Here is an 18,490-nt window from a genome sequence, read left to right on the forward strand (position 1 = left end):
GAAACACCCAGAAGCCACCTCGGGCAGGGGTGAGTGGGCGCCGGTGCTTGAGGGAGCACCGGCGCCCACGGCGATTCGGCCCCGCCTCCCGTGCCGCTCGCACCCGTCCCACGGCTGATCCGTGGCGCAGGCAGCCACCGTGAGCCGGTCGGAGCCCCCCTGACAGCGTGGAACACCTCAAACATCCCGAGAGCCATGGCCAAGATGTCCACGGCCGGCGCGAGCGCACGGGGCGACGTGAACGGCGAGACGATCAGCACGGTTCCCGCCATCGTGCCGATGATTCCGGAGACGGCATCCGCCCCCGCGCCGTCGTGGCGGGGGCGCAGGAGGCGGCGGTGGCTGTCGCCATGGCGCCGCGCAGACGCCCATGACCAGTAGGTAGACGGTCTCTCGGGCGACGGGGGCTCTTCCGCGATGCGGACTCGGCCGCCGTCACCGTGGTTACGTGACCACGGTGGGGGTGCCCTCGGCTGCACGACCGCTGCTGCACAGCAGGGGTGCCCAGGCGGCGGAGGTGGCCGCGAGGTCGTCTCCGCAGGTGGCGTCGGGGCGGCGGGGCCGGGCCGCGGTGGCGAGGACGACGCGGTCGGGGCGGAGCAGGACGGCACCCGCGGTGCCCATCCAGCGGACCAGGGCGCTTGTGCCCGGATCGGCTTCGGCGCGGTGCTCGGCGCCGCCTGTGCCGGGCGGTTGTCGCCGGGCGTCGTGCAGGTGGATGACGCGGGCGCCCAGCGCTCGTACCAGCGCGTGCAGGGCCGGGCTGAGCGGTGCGGTGGCCAGGACCGCGAAGCCCTCGCCGAGCCGGTCGTCCAGCAGGCGTGGGGTGCCTTCGGCGTCGGGGAGAAGCGGTTGGGGGCAGAGCGTTCCGGGGCGCGGGTGGCCCGGGCGGCGGGAGCAGGTCAGGGGGGCCGGTCTCAGCGGTGGGCTGACGGCGGACAGTACGAGACGGGAGGCGCCCGGCAGTCGGGAGAGGACAGGAAGAACGGCGTTGCGGATCAGTGTCGTGGCCGTTCCTCCGCCGGTCATGACCGCTCCGACGGCCACGGCGGTGCGGATCAACTGCCGTGCGTGGCGGTGGCGTTCGGCCTGGTAGGTGTCGAGCAGGGTTTCGCCTGCGCGGCCGGTGAGGACGCGGGCGAGCTTCCAGGCGAGGTTGTGGGCGTCACGCATGCCCGCGCCCATCCCCTGCCCGATGAAGGGTGGGGTGAGGTGGGCGGCGTCACCGAGGAGGAAGACGCGGCCCTGGCGCCAGCGGTCGGCGACCTGGGCGCGGAAGGTGTAGGAGGCGGTGCGCAGGACGTGCAGTTCGTCCTCGGGGATGCCCGGCGTCCAAGGGGCGATCAGCGCGAGCAGACGCTCGCGGTCGGTCAGCTCCTCCGGCCGCTCGCCGGTGCGCAGGCGGAACTCCCAGCGGTAGCGGTCCTCGCCTACGCGCATGTAGGTGGCCGCCCGTCGCGGGTCGCAGATCTGGTGGACGCCGTCCCAGGCGGGCAGTGGCAGGCGGCAGCGGATGTCGACGACCAGCCACTGCTGGGGAGCGGCGAGGTCCTGCATCCGGGAGCCGATGGCGGCGCGGACCAGGCTGCCCGCGCCGTCGCATCCCAGGACGGCGTCGGCCAGAAGCGTGCGGGTGACGCCGGTGTCCACGTCCCGGACGGTAACCGGCACCGGAGCGCCGCAGCTGTCCGGGGACGGGGTCAGGGCGGTGACCTCCATGCCTCCACGCAGCGTGACCAGCGGGTGTTCCGTGAGGTTGTCCCGCATCAGTTGCTCAAGTGCGGGCTGGTCGAACATGTTGGCTTCGGGGAAGCCGTACCGGCCGCACGGGTTGTCACGGCGGAACTCGGCCAGCACCCGGTGGGAGCCGTCCAGCAGCCGCATGCCGCGGGCGGGGCGGGTGATCGCGCCGAATGCCTCATGGATGCCCACGGCCTGGAGGATGCGGTGCACCTCGTCGTCCAGGTGCACGGCGCGCGGCAGCGGATACGGGGCGCGGTGGCGTTCCAGGACCAGGGCGGGCACGCCGTGGCGGGCGAGGAGGGTCGCGGCGGTCAGCCCGGTGGGTCCGGCACCGATCACCACGACGGGTACGTGCTCAGGGGCGGTGGCGGTCACTTGTTCAGGGCTTTCATCAGGCCCAGCAGACGGGCGCGGTCGATTTCGTTGTCCTCGCGCAGTGCGGAGATCGCCTGGAGGAGCGCCCCCGGAGAGGGGGTGGTGCCGAGGAAGTCCCGGGTGGCGGGCGGGCCCCACTGGGCGAGGCCGGAGGCGGACATCGCGGCCCAGCCGGGTTCGAGTGTGTTGTCGAAGACGTCGCCGTCGGCGAAGTGCTCCAGCATGAAGCGGTCGGGGTCGCGCCAGTAGTCGAAGATCTGGCTGCCCTGGATGTGCCGGCCGATGCCCCACGAGTGGTGGTAGCCGCGCTCGCGCAGGTACGCGCCGCCGGCGGCGAGCGTGTCCAGGTCGGCGACCTGGTAGGCGGAGTGGACGTATCCCGTGTCGGGACCCAGGTGCATGGCCAGGGTGTGGTGGTCGGCGGGTTCGCTGCCGCGGTCGCAGCGGATGAAGGCCATGGTGGGGCCGCGGTCGCGCTGGCCGTCCAGGTAGAGGAAGTCGCTGACGATCAGGCCGAGGTGCTGCAGGTACCAGTCCAGGGCGCGCCGGAAGACCCGGGTGGAGAGCACGACGTGGCCCAGGCGCTGTACCTGGGAGGGTTTGCGGGGCGGGCGCTGGGTGGCGTTGACGCGGGCGGCTGCGGCGGTGGTGCCGGTGTTCAGGACCAGGGGCTGGTGCAGCGGTCGCGCGGGGTGCTCGGTGACGCCGTGCACGACGCGGACCGGGATGCCGGAGGGGTCGAGCAGGTCCACGGCGCGGCCTTGGCCGTACTCGGTCAGGGTGCGGACCTTGTGGCCGGTGGCGCGGGCCAGCCGGTCGAGGTCGGCGGCGTCGGCGGCCTGGAACGCGGGGCCGACGAACCGGGAAGCGGAGCCGCGGCGGATCACCAAGCAGTGCGGACCGGCCATGGCGCCTCGCAGATGGAGGGTGTCGTCGGTACGCGCGGCGGTGATGAAGCCGAAGTCGTGGGCGAACGTCTCTGCTCGGTCCAGGTCGGGCTTGGTGAACTCCAGCCAGGCCAGGTCGACCACCTTGATGACGGGCTGAGCGGCGCGGCCGGGGTGCTCTCCGCGCAGGGCGCCCTGCTCGCTGTGCAGACCTTGATGGGCGTCGGCAGAAGGGAGGGGGGTAGGTGTCGGGTCGTTCACGGGGGGATTCCTTCCTGTGGCCTCCACGACCTGTCGCGTTGGAGGGGCGGGCCGCGGTGCCCTGGAGGCGAGGGTGAGGTTTGGGGCCCGGCCCGCCGACCGCGGCGGTGATCGGCAGGCCGGGTGGAACAGCAGGTGTGAGCGGTTCCTACCGTGCGAGCAGGGTGTCCAGTGCGGCGGTGAGTTCGGCGACCGGGTCGGTGGCCGCGCCGTGGGCGCGCCAGCCGATGAAGCGGTCCGGGCGCACGAGGACGGCGCCTTGCGGTGTGTGGCCGCGGGCGGCGGTCCAGGTGGAGCGCAGGTCGCGGTAGTCGCCCTCGAGGTGGCCGATCCGGATGGCGTCCAGCGGCAGGCCGCTCTCGGCGGCGATCTTCTCGGCGGCTTCGCACCAGGCCTGGCCGTCCTCTCCGGCGATCAGCAGCAAGCGGCCGGGGCGCACCAGGCGGGCCAGGGCCACGCGACGGCCGTCGAGATCCTCCAGCCAGGCGTGGGGCAGCGGGTGTCCGGGGCGGGCGGCGGGCTGGTAGATGCGGACGGGGTCGGGGTTCTCGGGTGCGGGAGTGCCGTCGGGGACGACAGCCGCGGAGTCGTACGTGTAACCGAACTCGACGCCCAGTTCGTTGAACTCCATGGACTGGGCGGCCACGGCAGCGAGGAAGGTGCGGCGGAAGTCGGCGTCGGCGGGGTCCTCGCTCCACAGGCGGCGGGCCTGCCGCCAGTTCTCCTCTTCGCCGGCCTCGGGCCCGCCGCCGAAAAGGGCGTTGACGGCGATGTGGTTCATGGCGTTCTCCAGCGAGCGCTGGACGTTGGTGGCGTCCGCCGGACGGCGTTCGGCCCCGTAGGTGTCGAGCAGGGCGTCGCCGGCATGGCCGTTCAGGACCGCGGCGAGCTTCCAGGTGAGGTTCTGGACGTCGTGCATGGCGGACGTCAGGCCGAGGCCGCCGGTGGGCGGGTGGCGGTGGGCTGCGTCGCCGGCGATCAGGACGCGGCCGACGCGGTAGTGGTCGGCGACCACGCCTTCCAGGGTCCAGCGGGAGATCATGTGAACCGTCAGGTCCTCCTCGCTCAGGCCCAGCCCTGTTCGCAGGTCGGCCAGGACGGACTCGTCGTCCAGCGCGCGGCCGTCATCGGGCCCGTAGTTGAGGTGGAAGACCCACTCCTCGGACTCGGGCCCCCAGTGGTCGGGGCCCATGGGCACGAGAACGCCGGGGATGCCGAGGCCGGGCAGCCACAGCCAGCGGATCAGCACCTCCGGGTCGAGCGCCCAGCGGGACAGGTCGGCGGAGAGGTGGAAGGAGACCACGCGGGCGAGGTCGCGCACGCCCTCCTGGACGATGCCCAGTGCGGGTCCGACGGTACGGCCGCCGTCGCAGCCCAGCAGGTAGCGGGCCCGCACCCGGTAGGTCTCACCTGTGTCGCGGTCGGCGACGGTGGCGGTGACGCCCTCGTCGTCCTGGGTGAGTCCGGTCAGCTCGTGGTGGAAGCGGACCCTGCCGGGCGCGAGTTCCTCGGCGCGAGCGCGCAGGACCGGCTCCAGGCGGATCTGAGGCAGGTTGGCCTGCCGCTCGGGGCTGGCCGCGAGCCACTCGGGTGCGTGGCCGCCGGCTCCCCAGGCCTCCATCGTGGCGACGCGTCGGCCGAAGTCCTCGTGGTCGCCGGCCAGGCCGACGTACCAGGCGGTGTGGGACATCTGTTCGGCCGGGGTGGAGGCGGCGTAGATGGTGTCGGCCACGTCGGCGTCGCGCATGACCTCCATGGCGCGCTGGTTGAGGACGTGGGCCTTGGGCAGGACGGAGGTACTGGGCCAGGCGGTGACCAGCAGGGACTCGATGCCCATACGGCTGAGCAGCAGGGAGGCGGTGAGCCCCGCCCCGCCTCCGCCGACGATGAGGACGGGCACGTCGATGTCGTTCATGGATACTCCATGGGGTGTCACGGCTCGGGGCCATGGGGTGGGGACGGCTCAGGGAGCGGCGGGGAACAGTGCCGAGGGCGTTTCCCCGGTCGTTGAATCGAGGCGGGGCGCCGGTCCCGTTCGCGGTTGAGCGAGCGGCGGCGAGTACGGGCGCGAAAGGCTGGTCGGTTCCGAAGGGCGCCCGGTCGTCACGGCGGGCGGACCTCGGCAGTCCGGACAGCACGAAGAGGCTGCTGGAAACAGGCAGTGCCGAGGCGGAGGCCGCTCCGGGACTCGGCGGCCGAGGCGGTGCAGATGCGGTGGGCGCCGCACGAAGAGAAGGCGGCCCGCGGTGGCGGTCGTGAGTGTGGACGCCGGGCTAGATCGGCCATCACGTGGCGGTGCGGGGCGGCAGATGCTGGCGGATGTCGATGCGGCTCATCGTGATGCTCCCCGGATGCCGGGCGGCGGCTGGACGGTCACGGCGACACACCGAACGCCGAACGCCGACAACAGGGTGTGTGGTCACCAGCCCCCGGCCAGCAGGACGAGATGGGCGCAGGCCAGGGCACCCACGACGACGGCCGGCAGGCAGCGGGCCGCCGGATCGCCGCTGCGCACGTGGACGACGACGGCTCCAGCCATGAGCAGGATCAGGCCGAGCGATGCGGCGGCGCCGAGCGGGGTGATCCACAGACCGAGCAGCAGACCGGCCGCTGCCGCCACCTCCAGAGCACCCAGCAGGCGGTAATGGGTGGTGGTCATGCCGACGTGGGCCGCGGCCTGGCGCATCGCGGGGACTGCCGCGAGCTTGGCCGACCCGAGCAGGAGGAAGATCGCGGCGAGGAGGGCGGCGAGGACGATGGCAGTGGTACTCATGGGGTTTCTCTCTCAGGGGGCTGGCTGGGGGCGTACCGCCAGTGCAGGACGTACCGGTCCAGGGCTGCGGTGACCCTGCGCCGTACCGCTTCGTCGGCGATCACGGGCACCGTGACGCGGACACCACCGTCGTGCGGACGGCACAGGATGCGTTCCGGGTCGCAGCCCGCGCCCTGGGCGGCCAGTTCGGCGTGGACCGCGCGGCGGGTGGCGTCCAGGCGCAGGCCGAGCTTGTAGGGCTTGCCGACGGCGGTGAGCGGGACGGCGTCGATCACCAGCACCTCGCGCGGGGCGGCGGCCCGTTCGGGGACCCGTTCGGTGGCCCAGGTGAGCAGTTCGGCGGGGCCGGCTTCGGCACCGGGGGCCAGGGTGACGTAGGCGACGGGCACCTCGCCGGCGTGCGGGTCGGGACGGCCGACCGCCGCGGCGGCGGTGACCTCGGGATGGGCGAGGAGAGTGTCCTCGATCGCGGCGGGGTCGATGTTGTGACCGCCCCGGATGATCAGGTCCTTGGCACGGCCGGCGAGATGGATGAAGCCGTCGGCGTCGATGCGGGCCAGGTCGCCCGTGTCCAGCCAGCCGTCGCGGATCTTCCCGGCGGTCTCCAGCCGGGGTCCCTGGGCGGTGTGCCCGGCCACGTAGCCGGCGAAGAGGACCGGGCCCCGGATGGCGAGCACTCCGGTGGCGCCGGGCGGCAGGTCGTGCCACTCGCCGGTGTCCGGGTCGATCCGCACGGTCTTGACCTGCTGGTAGGGCAGGCGACGCCCCACACTGCCGGGGCGGGTGTGACCGGGCAGCCCGAGGGCTGAGGCGCAGGTCGCCTCGGTCAGCCCGTAGCCCTCGCACAGCGGGATGCCGGTGTGCTCCTCGAAGGACTCCCGTACGGCGGGCGGCAGCGGCGAGGCGCCGACCGCGGCGAACCGCATGCTGGAGATGTCCGCGTCGACTGGGACATGGGCGAGGACGGAGTACACGGTGGGCACGCCGGACATGGTGGCGATGCGATGGTGCTCCACCAGCTTCCAGAACACCGGATACAGCTCGGGGTCGCGGTAGCCCAACGGCCCGGCCCACACCACTCCCCGGCCGCGCAGCAGCGGGCCGAGCAGGGTGACGATCAGCGCGTTGACATGGAACAGCGGCAGCGCCGCGAACATCACCGCGTCCTCGTCGAGGGGGATGCTCGCGGCCACCGTCCAGGCGTCGACGACCTCGTTGGTGTGCGTGTGCGCGGCGAGCTTGGGAGTGCCGGTGGTGCCGCCGGTGTGGAAGTAGGCGGCCAGGTCGTCGGCGGCCGGGGGCTCGATGTCCACCAGCCGGTCGGCGGGTTGGGAGGCGGCAAGCTCCGTGAGGTAGCCGACGCGTACGCCTTCGATGGGGTCCAGAGCGGGGGCGGCGCCGTCGGTCAGGGTGGGGGCCAGGGCCAGCAGTGCGTCCAGACGCAGGTCCGTGGCGACCTGCCGGGCCGTGGCCCACACCTGCGCGTCCAGTTGTGGGCCGGCGGCGATGAGCACCCGTGCGCCGCCACGCCGCAGCAGCTGTTCGACGTGCTCGGCCGCCAGGCCCGGGTTGACCGGGGCTGCGATGCCCGCGGCCTGCGCGGCGAGCAGGGCGGCGGGAAGCTCCGCGGTGTTCGGAGAGAGCAGGCCCACGGCGTCGCGGCGGGTGACGCCGAGCGCGCGCAGCAGGTTGGCGGTGCGGTGCACATGGTCGCGCAGCTGCGCGAAGGTGGCGGTGGCGGGGCGCAGGAAGCGCGCGGCGTCGGGCAGCACCGTCAGGGCCGGGCGGTCGGGCCACAGGCGGGCGGCGCGCAGCACGGTGTCGTAGGTGGTGGCGGGCAGGCCGCGCTCACGCAGCGGAACGGCCTCCAGCGCGGACAGGTCCGCGAGGCTGTCGGGGGCGGGCCACAGCAGATCGGTGGGTGTGAGTGTCACCGGTGCGCCTTTGCAGGGTGAGGGATGGGGTCGAGTGGCCGGCCCGGAACGGGGGATGCCGGGCCGGCTGGTCCCGGGCGGGGGTCCCGGGAGCCGTCAGCGGGCGCGCACCACCGTGCGCTGCTCGCCGAGATCGAGTGCGCCGTCGTCGGTGGCGATGCGGGCCGTGACGACGTCGCCGTCCTTGAGGTAGTCGGGGTTCGCCTGCTGGCGGGCGAAGAACTTCTCCCAGCGCTTGTGCGGGGGCAGCAGGGCGGCGAGCGTGGTCAGGAGCCTGCCAGGAGACTTCAGGGCGGTGCCGCCGGGCGTTCCGGTGAGCAGGACGTCACCGGGCTGCAGCGTCTGGAAGCGGGCCAGCAGGGTGAGGGCACGCGCGGGTCGGACGATCATGTCCGTGGTGGTGCGGTCCTGCCTCGTGGTCCCGTTGACCTTGAGCGTGAGCCGCAGGTCCGGCAGGCGGGCCAGATCGTCGGCATCGACCAGGAGCAGCCGGGGCCCAAGCGGAGTGAAGGTCGGGTACGACTTGGACTCGTAGAACTGCGTCTTGGGCAGCTGCAGGTCGCGGGCGCTGACGTCGTCGGCGACGACCAGCGCGAAGACGTACTCGGACAGGGCGGCGTCGGTGACCTCGGTGCCGACCGGCAGGTCCGCGCCCATCACCAGCCCTAGCTCCACCTCGTAGTCCAGGAAGCGCACGTGTTGTGGACGCACGATGTCCTGGTACGGGCCGCTGACGGATCCGGACGCCTTGCGGAAGAACGCGGGCGGGACGGTGTCCGGGTCGAATCCGGAGTCCACCGCGTGGGAACGGTAGTTGACCATCTGCGCCACCACCCGGCAGGGGGTGGTGACGGGTGACAGCAGCTCGGCCTCTCCAGCGGAGAGCCCGGCGTCGGGGTCAGCAGCGGCGCGGGCGGCCGCCTGCTGCACGGCGGCCCGGTCGGCGAACAGGCCGGCGGTGGTGTGCGCGTCGGTGTCGACGCGGTGCAGCCGGCCCGTGCCGCTCTCCACCCACCAGCCGTCTGTCGTGCGGACGACCTGGATACTCATCGGCTCTCCTGAGTCCTGGACAGGCGTCGACCGGGCCGCTCCCGCGAGCGAATCCGGTCAGTGGTGATGAGAGAATCAGCCCAGATGACATCCTCGTCAACAGTCATCAGGAGTGATGTATTCATCAGGAATGATCCATGGGATAAGATGGAGCGTGAGTATCGATCGACAGGGCAAGGCCAGCATCCGGACGCCCAGCCCGGCGCCCAACCGCCTGGACCGGCGCAAAGCGCGTACCAGGGCCGCGCTGATCGCCGCCGCGCAGGGGTTTCTCGCCGAGCAGGGGCGTACCGACGTGAGCATCCAGGAGATCACCGAGGCGGCGGACGTCGGCTTCGGCTCCTTCTACAACCACTTCACCAGCAAGGACGAGCTGTTCGACGCCGCCGTAGCCCTCACTCTGGAGGAACACGGCGTCCTCCTGGAATCCGTCGCGGGAGACCTGGAGGACCCCGCGGAGATCTTCGCCGCCAGCGTCCGCCTGACCGGCCGGCTGCAGCGCACCCACACACAGATCGCCCGGATCCTCGTCCGCACCGGCATGACCTACCTGACCTCCGACAGCGGCCTGGCCCCGCGGGCGATGCGGGACCTGCAGGCCGCCGCCGACATCGGACGGCTGGACATCGACGACCCGCACACCGCCGTGGCCATGGTCGGCGGTGCCCTGCTCGGGGTGCTCCACCTGCTGGAGACCCGCCCGGACCTCGATGCCGAGCGTGTTTCCGATCAACTGGCCACTCGCCTTCTGCGCATGTTCGGTATGACTCGCGCCGAAGCACAGGAGATCGCCAGCCGGCCCCTGCCGTCGCTGCCCGCGACCTGACGCGGCGAGGCCAGGCCCGGCGTCGGGCCTGACATGGACGGCGAGGGAGGTGTGCAGGCAAACGCGCCGACTGAATGGCCGAGCTCGCCGTGAAGGCGGGGCTGGTTGAAGCAGTCGATGTACTCGTCGACCGCGATCTCGATGTCGTTGATGCCGATCCACGGCCCCTTGTAGCGGGTCAGCGGTGCCTTGAACAGGCTGTTGAACGCCTCGGCCAGAGCGTTGCCCTACGAGTCGCCCTTGGAGCCGACCGAGGCCATGGCGGCCTGATGTGAGTGACGTTCGGTGTAGCGCAGAGCTACCTGCGCAGCGGCGTCGACCACGGCGTCCTGATCCCGGACGCGGCGGACCCTGCCCTGCACACGCTGCGGGTGGTGCGCCGCTGAACACGGGTGGCGGGACAGGGACGCTGGCCGATCAGCTCGTCCAGGAAGGCGTCCATGCCCTCGCGCCGTCCCGACCAGCTGAGGACCGCAAAACGAGGGTGCGCAGGCGACGTTGCGGGGAAGAATGGCCGCCATGACGTACGAAGGCTCCTCCATCGACCCGACCAAGCCCAGCATCGCCCGCGTCTACGACTACCTGCTCGGCGGCAAGGACAACTACGCCGTGGACCGCGAGGTCGGCGACGTGTTCAAGCGCGACCTGCCCGGTTCGGTGGCCATCGCCTTCGCCAACCGCGCGGCCCTGACCCGGGCGGTCAGGGAGATCGCGAAGACCACCGGCATCCGGCAGTTCATCGACCTGGGCAGTGGCCTGCCGACCGCGGACAACGTCCACCATGTCGCACAACGGCACGCTCCCGAATCCCGGGTCGTCTACGTCGACATCGACCCCCAAGTGTTGGTCCACGGCCGCGCATTGCTGGAGAACAACGACCGGACCCGCGTCGTCGCGGTCGATGTGCGCAACCCCGAAGGCGTCCGCACTCACCCCGACATCCTCGAAATCATCGACTTCACTCGTCCCGTCGCCGTCATCCTCAGCGCCATCCTCCACCACGTCAACGATGACGAGGACCCGGCCGGCATCGTCCGCTACTGGCGCGACCACGTCCCCTCCGGAAGCTACTTCTTCATCAGCCACTTCCGCTCCGGCAACAACCCGGAGACCGCGGAGGCCGAAAAGGTCCTCCAGCAGACGTTCGGCCGCGGCCGGTGGCGCACCGACACAGAAATCGCCTCCCTGCTGAACGGCCTGGAGATCCTCGACCCCGGGATCGTCCCCGCGTCGCTGTGGCGTCCCGACGAGCCCGACAACGCGTGGAACAGCGGCGAACGACGCGAGCTCACGGTCTGGGAACACCTCATCGCCGCCGGACTGGCCCGGAAAGCCTAGACGTGGGCCCCGGACGGGATCGCCAGGCGGTGAAGATGCCTGCCAGATGGAGCCCGGCGAGGTAGAAAGTGGCGGTCTTCTCGTAGCGGGTGGCGATGCCCCGGCACTGCTTGAGGCGGTTGATGCACCGCTCGACGGTGTTCCGCTGTTTGTAAGCCGGGGGGCTGTCAGTCCTCGAGGCGTTGAAGGATCCGCGTGAACTCGCCGGTCTCGATCAGCCCGGTAAGGACCTGGGTCATGTTGCTGGTGGCACGCTTCCGGCGTGAACAGCGATCTTCTGCCCGACGACCTGTGGGAGCAGACAGCCCCGCTGATCCCACCCCGGCCGCCGCGACGCCACCGGTTCCCCGGACGGAAGGTCGTCGGAGCTGACGACTACACCCTTCACCGTGAAGGCTCGCTCTTCCCAAGGACGCCGTTTGCCGCAGTCTCGGCCGACAGCTCCACCGGATCGGCGCCGCTGACCTGGGCACCCGTGTCGACGATCTCACCGCGGAGAACCAGCGGCTGCAGGAAGAACGCGACAAGACCCTCGCCCACGTCCAGACATTGACCAAGCAGCTCAGCGAGGCCAGGACGATCTGGGGAGCGCCCGGCTCAGTCCGCGCCGAATGATCCGCACCGAGAACCAGGCCCCCTCTCCAGGAGGGCGGCAAAGCGAAGTGTCCGCGATCGCGGGCCGTTCGCGGGTGGGCTGGGCTGAAGCTTTGACAGAACTCAAACCGCCGTTCCCCACGCGTGGAGATCATTCCCCGAGTGCGTGCGTAGTGCAATCACGTAGGGCTCCGGGCCCTCCGAAGCAGTGCCGCTCCGCCGACCTGATCTGCTGCAGCGTCATGGGTTTTCTTGTTACTCCACAGCGCGGCCGATGAGTTTGCGGTGCCCTGCCGGTCCAAACTCGTGACACCCCCAGGAAAGGACACCGCCATGTCGGAGCTTCTCGTCGACTTCATCACCTCCCTCGACGGCCACGCATCGGGAGAGGGATGGCCCGGGTTCTGGGGCCTCGAGGGCCCGGAGTACCTCGCATGGCTCGGCGAGCAGCCCGAGGCCACCTACCTGATGGGAGCGAACACCTACCGCCTGATGTCGGGCTTCGCCGCAGGCGAGGTCCCGAATGGCCAAGACGAGTTCAGGCCCGAAGAAGAGGCGTCCGTCGACGAGCTCACTCAAGCTTCCAAGGTGGTGTTCTCCTCCTCACTCGAGGAGCCACTGACGTGGGCCAACTCCACGCTCGTCCGCGACGACGCCGTCGAGGCAGTCCGCGCCATGAAGTCGAGTGGCTCGGGGCTCCTCAGCACGATCGGCAGCCTCAGCCTGTGCCGGTCCCTGCTACGAGCCGGACTCGTCGACCGTTTCCGGGTCGTGATGTTCCCGGTGATCACCGGCGCCACGGGCGAAGAACGCATCTACGACGGCTATCCGGACGTTGCCCTCGAGATGATCGACCACCGCACCTTCGACGGCCGCATCCAGCTGGTCGAGTACAAGCCCCCGCGTGCTCGAGCACCCGCCGCTCGGCGTCCCTGCGTGACGTCGCCCCGTCCGCCGGTCTGGACGGCGCCGGCCGGCGTCGGCGGGCGCGGAGCAAGACTCAATAGAGGGCGAACGGCCAACGTCAGGACGCCCGGTCCAGGTCGCGCAAGCAGTAGATCAGCCGAGCGAACGGTGACCGTGCGGGTCGGGACGTTGCGGTACGACGTCGCCACGTCGCCCCGGCCTTCATGCGCGCCGTTCAGGTGGCTGCCCTGCGGGCTCGGATCTGGGAGTCCTTCGTCCGCCCAGGGCGGGTTCCCGGGCCTCTCGATCGCGGGTGCGGTTTGCGGGGTCGACGGCCCGACGCTTCGGCAGCGCGTGCGATGCGCCCATGGTCCATTCCCCCGGTGATGGGGAGCCTGGATCACCGTCGCCCAGGGCCTGCAGGGCGTGTGGAGACGGGGGTCGGATTCAGCCTCATCCCATCGCGACGACGACCTTTCCGGCCTTGGCGCGGCCCTGCTCGGCGTACTCCAGGGCTTCACGGGTCTGGTCGAAGGGGAAGACGCGGTCGACGACGGGGCGAATGGCTCCGGCGTCGATGAGACGGGTGAGTTCACGCAGCTGGTCGCCGTCGGCCCTCATGAACAGGAACGAGTAGGTGACGCCCCGGCGCTTGGCGCGGCGGCGGGTCCGGAAGCTCAGCGCGTTCATCGCCAGTCGCAGGATCCGGTTCGCGCCGAGTTCGCGGGCGAAGGCCGCGTCGGGCGGCCCGGCGATGCTGATGACCTTCCCGCCGGGCTTGAGGACCCGCACCGACTTTTCGAGGGTCTTGCCGCCGAGGGTGTCCAGGACGACGTCGTAGCCGTCCAGGACGTCCTCGAAGTCCTGAGTGCGGTAGTCGATGACGATGTCCGCGCCGAGTTCCTTGACCAGGTCGGCGTTGGCCGCGCTTGCGGTGGTGGCTACGTGCGCGCCCAGGTGGCTGGCGAGTTGGAGGGCGATGGTTCCCACTCCGCCGGAGCCCGCGTGAATCAGGACTTTCTGGCCAGGCTGGACCCGCGCTCTCTCGACCAGCGCCTGCCAGGCGGTGAGGGCGACCAGCGGGAGGGAGGCGGCCTGCGCCATGGTGAGGGCGGCGGGTTTGGGAGCCAGGTCGTCCTGGTGGACGGCGATGAGTTCAGCGAAGGTGCCGATGCGGTCCTTGGCGGGCCTGGCGTAGACCTCGTCGCCCACCGCGAACCGGGTGACGGCCGAGCCCACCTGGACCACGACGCCGGCGAGGTCGTTGCCGAGGATGAGAGGGAGGCGGTACGGCAGGATCGTCTTGAACGCCCCGTCGCGGATCTTGAAGTCCAGCGGGTTGACGCTCGCCGCATGGATCTTGACCAGGACGTCGTCGGGTCCCGGCTCCGGATCGGACATTTCGGCGGCGCGCACTGGGGACCGGTCACCGTACTTCTCGATCAGGTAGGTCTTCATCGCCGTCTCCGTGCCTCGTCCACACAGGGACGAAATATCTGCCCGCTCCGGTTTTTCTCCGGTACGAGATGCTTTCTGGTATTCACTACTGGTTCATGGCGCTCCACACCGATGCGGCCGGGCGCGCCTCATCCTGCGTTCGGCGATGCGGCCAGGCTCCGCTTCACGTGCCGGGTTGTCTCGTCGGCGAGAATCTCGGGCAGGCCCGCCTCGATGCCGGACAGGGCTTGGGCGGCGACCTGGGCGGGGTCAACCTTCTGGCCGGCGGGAACGCCGGCGGCCATGTCGGTGTCCATGTACCCGACGTGCAGTGCCGTCATGGTGATGCCGCGGGGCGCCAGTTCTTCTCGGGCCGCGCCGGTCAGCGCCCATGCCGCGGCCTTCGCCGCGGCGTAGGCGCCGAGGTCGGCCGGGTGCAGCCAGGACAGGACCGACAGCACGTTGAGCACGCCGCCACCGCCGTTGGACTCGATGACCGGGGCGAAAGCCCGCGTCACGGCGAGCGGGCCGAAGAAGTTCACCTCCATCTCCAGGCGTACCGCGTCCGGGCTGCCCGTGATCAGAGGCGTTCCGGTGGAGATGCCTGCGTTGTTGACCAGCAGCGTCGCGTCGGCGGCGACGCGGGCCGCCGCCCGGATCGACTCCGCGTCCGTCACGTCGAGCCGCAGGGGTATGACGCCGGGGACGTCCACCGTCTCGGGTCGCCGGGCAGCCCCGTACACCTTGGCCCCGCGCTCCACGAGCTGGGCGGCCAGATGCCGCCCGAGACCCCGGTTGGCACCGGTGATCACCGCGACCGCGTCCTTCAGTTCCATGAGCACTCCCTGTGTCGTGGGCGGCAGGCATTCGACCACCCAAATAGATTACAGTCGACATCTAATGGCGAGTCTAGAATAGATTTCACTCGACATCCAACTGGGAGGGTGACCGACCGATGGGCCGCGTATCGCAGGCACAGGCACAGGAGAACCGCCGACGGGTCGTGGAGACCGCCTCCCGGCTGCTGCGGGAGCAGGGGACCCAGCTCAGCGTCGCCGACCTGATGAAGGCGGCCGGCCTGACGCACGGCGGCTTCTACAAGCAGTTCGCTTCCAAGGAGGAGCTCGTCGACGAAGCCACCGCCCACGCGTTCGCCGAACTCACCCGGCACCACCGGGACGGGCTCGACCAGCACCCCGGACGGCGCGACGCCGCCCAGCGGGCAGCGATCGACGCCTACCTGTCCGTCGAGCACCGTGACAGCCCGGCCGACGGGTGCCCGGTCGCCGCGCTCGCCGCCGACGTCGCACGCGCCGGCGTGGGCGAGCAGGCCCGCCGCGTCTACACCCAGGGCGTCGGCGACTTCGCCGACTGGCTCGCCACCGACGACCAGAACGGCATGACCCGGCTGTGCACCATGCTCGGCGCACTCGTCCTGTCCCGGGCCACCAAGGGCTCCCCGCTCTCCGAGGAGATCCTCACCACCGCACGGGAGGCGTTGACGGCCACGGATTGACCGGAACCTGACTCGCCACATGGTCAATCGCCGAAGGACGTGCGACGCAGACCACCAAGTACCAGGTACCGAGCGAGCCCCGCCGCCGCCGAACGCATGATCGGCCGCGAGCAGTGCGTACCTGATGAATACTCTGCGTCTCCCGAGTTTCACGGCTTCAGGGAGGTGGCTGTGGCCTCTCGGCCACGGTCACGCTGTGGTCGCTACGGCACCGACGCACGCGGAGATCGTTCCGCGTCGCCGTGAGCGACGAGCTCTTTGTCCGCGACCACCCCGGGTACTTCCCCGACCCGGCCAGAAGGGCTGCACGGCGGCGACCCCGGTGAGGAACCTGCCGACCTCAGTCAGGACCTTGGTGCGGTCGTCCGGTCCGTGAGCGGGCAGTTGGTCGCCGCGATCAGTGACGGTAGGCGACCAGCGATCGGGTATCCGGTGCGCCGATCTTGTTGTTGTGCCAGATCCCGGCCGCCATCGCCAGGACACGCCGGGCCACCCGAATGGCGATGCCCTCGAGAGTTCGGCCGCCGTGTACTCCAGATCAAGCCGGCCTTTCGCCCCGGGCCGCTTCGCCGGGGCCACCAGGTCGTTGAGGCCGCCGTGAGCTGGAAGACCTTGCCCGCAGAGTGTCCGTGCCACCGCGTATGCCCGAACCCCACCGACTCGTGCGGCAGTTGGGCGACCATGGAGCGACCTGCGAGAGACAGCGTTCGGTAATCTCGCAGCATTCGACATCCGCGAGGGAGTCATGGCCGCATTATCCGGGCCGAAGCCCAGTCCCACTCACGATCACAGGTCAAGGTGGTCACCACCACCGGTCCCCATGTCCAGTGGCCCCGGCTGCTTCCCCTGGACAACGCTTGCGATTCTGATCACCCTCGTCTCCGGGCTGTTCGCAACCCTGAATCTCGGTGACGACGGGCCAGGGAATCAGAGGACCTACAACGAAGAGATCGGCCAAGCCCGCCAGCAACTCTTCGAAGGCCAACTTGTCTACACGGACGCCAGATCTCTAGGGCTTGTGGCAGGCGGGGAACCTCGCTCGTTCCGTGTCGACGTCCTGGGCAGCTGGCGCCGGGCGAAGCCTGGTCAAACGCAGGCCCCGGTCAGTGCGGGTGCGCAGATCGGGGTGAAGCTGCATTGTTCGGGCGACGGAGTGCGGTGCTCCCCGCTGTCGTCGGAGCGCCAGAACGTCCTTTCCAAGAAGGACAAGGCAACCTGGATGTGGGATGTGAGCGCCCAGCGTGCCGGGAAGGTCAGCGTTGCTCTCACTGTGACGGCCTACTTCCGCGAGAGCAACACCGTGCTGATCGAGAAGCCGCCGGTGACGTCACGCGTCGACGTGGCAGCACCTCCCCGGGACGACAGTTGGTTCTCCTGGGCCAAGGACCTGTGGCAGTGGGTGAGCGGCGCGGTCACCGGTCTCGGCGGGCTCGCCGTGTCAGTGAGTGCCATCGTTGCCGCGGTCGTCATGGTGATCCGCCGGGGGCTTCCTGGCGTCGACGCGGATGAGGCTGCGGGCACCACTGAGCGCGTGCGCGGCGTCGGTCGCCGACCGGGGGCACGGTCGGCGCGCGAGGGCCATTCACGCCTGGGCCGCCCACGCACGCGGCCCCATGCGGTGAGGAGCCCTCGGCCCCGCCGTCGGACAGACGCTCACCGCGAGCCGCGCGAATGACCATGGAGGGACGGCCATGACGCCCATCGCCGCGGCGGCGGCGAAGTGAGGCGATGAAGCGCTTGGTTCGCCTGCTGGACTACCTCCCAGAGAGCGGCGACCGGTCGGGCAAGTGGTGGGGGCCGTTCGAGGATTCGGCGGCCGCGTTCAGGCTCGGTACTGGTTGCAGCGACAGGCAGGTGGCGGACTTGTCGGCGCTGGAGGTACACGTGGGCGTGGCCGAGATCGCGGAGTCGGTGATCGCTGCATCGCCTACGACGAGCGGGGCGTCAGGGGGTGCCCCCTGCTCGCCACCCTCACCCTCAGCGGGGACAACCCGACTGGCCGCTGATGGACCGAAGCCGGGCCGCCGTGGCGTGCCGGTGGGGGCGGGTCCGTGGGATGAGTCCTCCGAATCCGACGGCCGTCGACGTCCATGACGTGGGCGCCCGTTGCGCGCGGCGCAGCCGACACACCGGCGTTCGCAGGCACCGCCGAGCGCCACTGGCCCCGGTCTTCCAATCCGAGATGAACGACCAGGCATCGACGCTGTATCGCGGTCAGCAGAGAAGGTCGTCTCCACGCCTGTCGTCGCATTCGGGTCTTGGACCCGCTGCCGCACGCTGCGGCCCCGTCAGGTGCGCCAAGGAGCGAGTAGTTGATCGAGCGTCTTGACCTGCCGGGCCCCCACTGCCGCTACTCCCCGGACGACTCCCTGTGAGGAGGTCTCGTCGACGGAGGGCGGAACGCGGGAAGCGCTCAGCAGGCGGGTCAGGCGCCGAAGCGTTGATGGAATTCGTCGGCCACGGCGCCGCCTGCCACCTCCACCAAGTGGATCACCACCGGGTGGACCACCAGTCCCGCCACTGCTTCCGTGAGCGCGGGCAGGTGGCGGCTGAACCAGCGACGGACGTACGCCATCGTGGACAGACCGTCGGTGTCGGGGGCGGTGGCGGACTCCTCCAGTTCGTCGAGCAGGTCCAGCGCCCGGTCCGCGTCCGGGGCGTCCTGCGGGACGAGCGCGCGCACGCGAGCGAACTCGGCGCGCAGTTCGGCCAGTTCGCGTTCGGTGACCGGGATGGTCGCGGACTGAGCCACCTCGAGGCGGGTGACGGTGTTGTCGCGGCCGACGACGAGTTGTCCGGAGACGTCGTGAGCGCGCACGTCGTAGCGGTCGCCTTGGCTGTCGGTCATGT

General features: G+C 70.7%; 14 protein-coding genes and 3 pseudogenes. 5 read left to right on the forward strand and 12 right to left on the reverse strand.

What is annotated here, in order from left to right:
* Positions 1–444: 444 nt before the first annotated feature.
* The 6 genes from ACFY30_RS18720 to ACFY30_RS18745 all read right to left on the reverse strand — a co-directional run bounded on the left by ACFY30_RS18720 (position 445) and on the right by ACFY30_RS18745 (position 9,023).
* Positions 445–2,118 (reverse strand): bifunctional 3-(3-hydroxy-phenyl)propionate/3-hydroxycinnamic acid hydroxylase, encoded by a 1,674-nt coding sequence (locus ACFY30_RS18720; protein ID WP_390846261.1) that lies wholly within the window; start codon positions 2,116–2,118, stop codon positions 445–447.
* A complete protein-coding gene (locus ACFY30_RS18725; RefSeq protein ID WP_390846262.1) occupies positions 2,115–3,266 on the reverse strand; it encodes a VOC family protein in 1,152 nt (383 codons plus the stop codon). The genes ACFY30_RS18720 and ACFY30_RS18725 overlap by 4 nt, the downstream gene beginning before the upstream one ends.
* A 148-nt stretch (positions 3,267–3,414) precedes the next feature.
* Complete coding sequence (locus ACFY30_RS18730; RefSeq protein WP_390846263.1) at positions 3,415–5,181, reverse strand: FAD-dependent monooxygenase; 1,767 nt, start codon at positions 5,179–5,181, stop codon at positions 3,415–3,417.
* A gap of 504 nt (positions 5,182–5,685) precedes the next feature.
* Positions 5,686–6,039, reverse strand: a complete 354-nt coding sequence (locus ACFY30_RS18735; RefSeq protein ID WP_390846264.1) for a DoxX family protein — start codon at positions 6,037–6,039, stop codon at positions 5,686–5,688.
* Positions 6,036–7,973, reverse strand: a complete 1,938-nt coding sequence (locus ACFY30_RS18740) for an acyl-CoA synthetase (RefSeq protein ID WP_390846265.1) — start codon at positions 7,971–7,973, stop codon at positions 6,036–6,038. The genes ACFY30_RS18735 and ACFY30_RS18740 overlap by 4 nt, the downstream gene beginning before the upstream one ends.
* 96 nt (positions 7,974–8,069) lie before the next feature.
* On the reverse strand, positions 8,070–9,023 hold the full coding sequence (locus ACFY30_RS18745) for a fumarylacetoacetate hydrolase family protein (protein WP_390846266.1): 954 nt from the start codon (positions 9,021–9,023) through the stop codon (positions 8,070–8,072).
* A gap of 154 nt (positions 9,024–9,177) precedes the next feature.
* Here ACFY30_RS18745 and ACFY30_RS18750 point away from each other — a divergent pair, with 154 nt between their 5' ends.
* Positions 9,178–9,849: a TetR/AcrR family transcriptional regulator gene (locus ACFY30_RS18750; protein ID WP_390846267.1), complete on the forward strand. Its 672-nt coding sequence runs from the start codon at positions 9,178–9,180 to the stop codon at positions 9,847–9,849.
* A 510-nt stretch (positions 9,850–10,359) separates the two neighbouring features.
* Positions 10,360–11,187 (forward strand): SAM-dependent methyltransferase, encoded by an 828-nt coding sequence (locus ACFY30_RS18755; RefSeq protein WP_390846268.1) that lies wholly within the window; start codon positions 10,360–10,362, stop codon positions 11,185–11,187.
* Here ACFY30_RS18755 and ACFY30_RS18760 read toward each other — a convergent pair.
* Positions 11,156–11,341, reverse strand: a pseudogene (locus tag ACFY30_RS18760) (IS5/IS1182 family transposase); the annotation flags it as partial. The gene ACFY30_RS18755 and the pseudogene ACFY30_RS18760 overlap by 32 nt on opposite strands.
* A 230-nt stretch (positions 11,342–11,571) precedes the next feature.
* On the reverse strand, positions 11,572–11,727 hold the full coding sequence (locus ACFY30_RS18765; RefSeq protein ID WP_390846269.1) for a hypothetical protein: 156 nt from the start codon (positions 11,725–11,727) through the stop codon (positions 11,572–11,574).
* A gap of 387 nt (positions 11,728–12,114) precedes the next feature.
* Between ACFY30_RS18765 and ACFY30_RS18770 the strand changes: the two are divergent.
* Positions 12,115–12,721, forward strand: a pseudogene (locus tag ACFY30_RS18770) (dihydrofolate reductase family protein).
* A 419-nt stretch (positions 12,722–13,140) separates the two neighbouring features.
* Here the strand turns inward: ACFY30_RS18770 and ACFY30_RS18775 are convergent.
* A complete protein-coding gene (locus ACFY30_RS18775) occupies positions 13,141–14,145 on the reverse strand; it encodes an NADP-dependent oxidoreductase (protein WP_390846270.1) in 1,005 nt (334 codons plus the stop codon).
* Positions 14,146–14,273: 128 nt separating this feature from the next.
* Complete coding sequence (locus tag ACFY30_RS18780) at positions 14,274–14,960, reverse strand: SDR family oxidoreductase (protein WP_390846271.1); 687 nt, start codon at positions 14,958–14,960, stop codon at positions 14,274–14,276.
* 119 nt (positions 14,961–15,079) lie between these two features.
* On the opposite strand from ACFY30_RS18780, the gene ACFY30_RS18785 reads away from it, so the two are divergent.
* On the forward strand, positions 15,080–15,640 hold the full coding sequence (locus ACFY30_RS18785; protein WP_390846272.1) for a TetR/AcrR family transcriptional regulator: 561 nt from the start codon (positions 15,080–15,082) through the stop codon (positions 15,638–15,640).
* Positions 15,641–16,037: 397 nt separating this feature from the next.
* Here ACFY30_RS18785 and ACFY30_RS18790 read toward each other — a convergent pair.
* Positions 16,038–16,192 (reverse strand): annotated as a pseudogene (locus ACFY30_RS18790) (IS982 family transposase); the annotation flags it as partial.
* A 268-nt stretch (positions 16,193–16,460) separates the two neighbouring features.
* Between ACFY30_RS18790 and ACFY30_RS18795 the strand changes: the two are divergent.
* Positions 16,461–17,315, forward strand: coding sequence for a hypothetical protein (locus tag ACFY30_RS18795; protein ID WP_390846273.1), 855 nt, complete (start codon positions 16,461–16,463; stop codon positions 17,313–17,315).
* A 750-nt stretch (positions 17,316–18,065) separates the two neighbouring features.
* Here ACFY30_RS18795 and ACFY30_RS18800 read toward each other — a convergent pair.
* Positions 18,066–18,488 (reverse strand): hypothetical protein, encoded by a 423-nt coding sequence (locus ACFY30_RS18800; protein ID WP_390846274.1) that lies wholly within the window; start codon positions 18,486–18,488, stop codon positions 18,066–18,068.
* Between the last annotated feature and the right edge of the window lie 2 nt (positions 18,489–18,490).

The organism is Streptomyces sp. NPDC000345 (assembly GCF_042898825.1).
Taxonomy (GTDB): domain Bacteria; phylum Actinomycetota; class Actinomycetes; order Streptomycetales; family Streptomycetaceae; genus Streptomyces.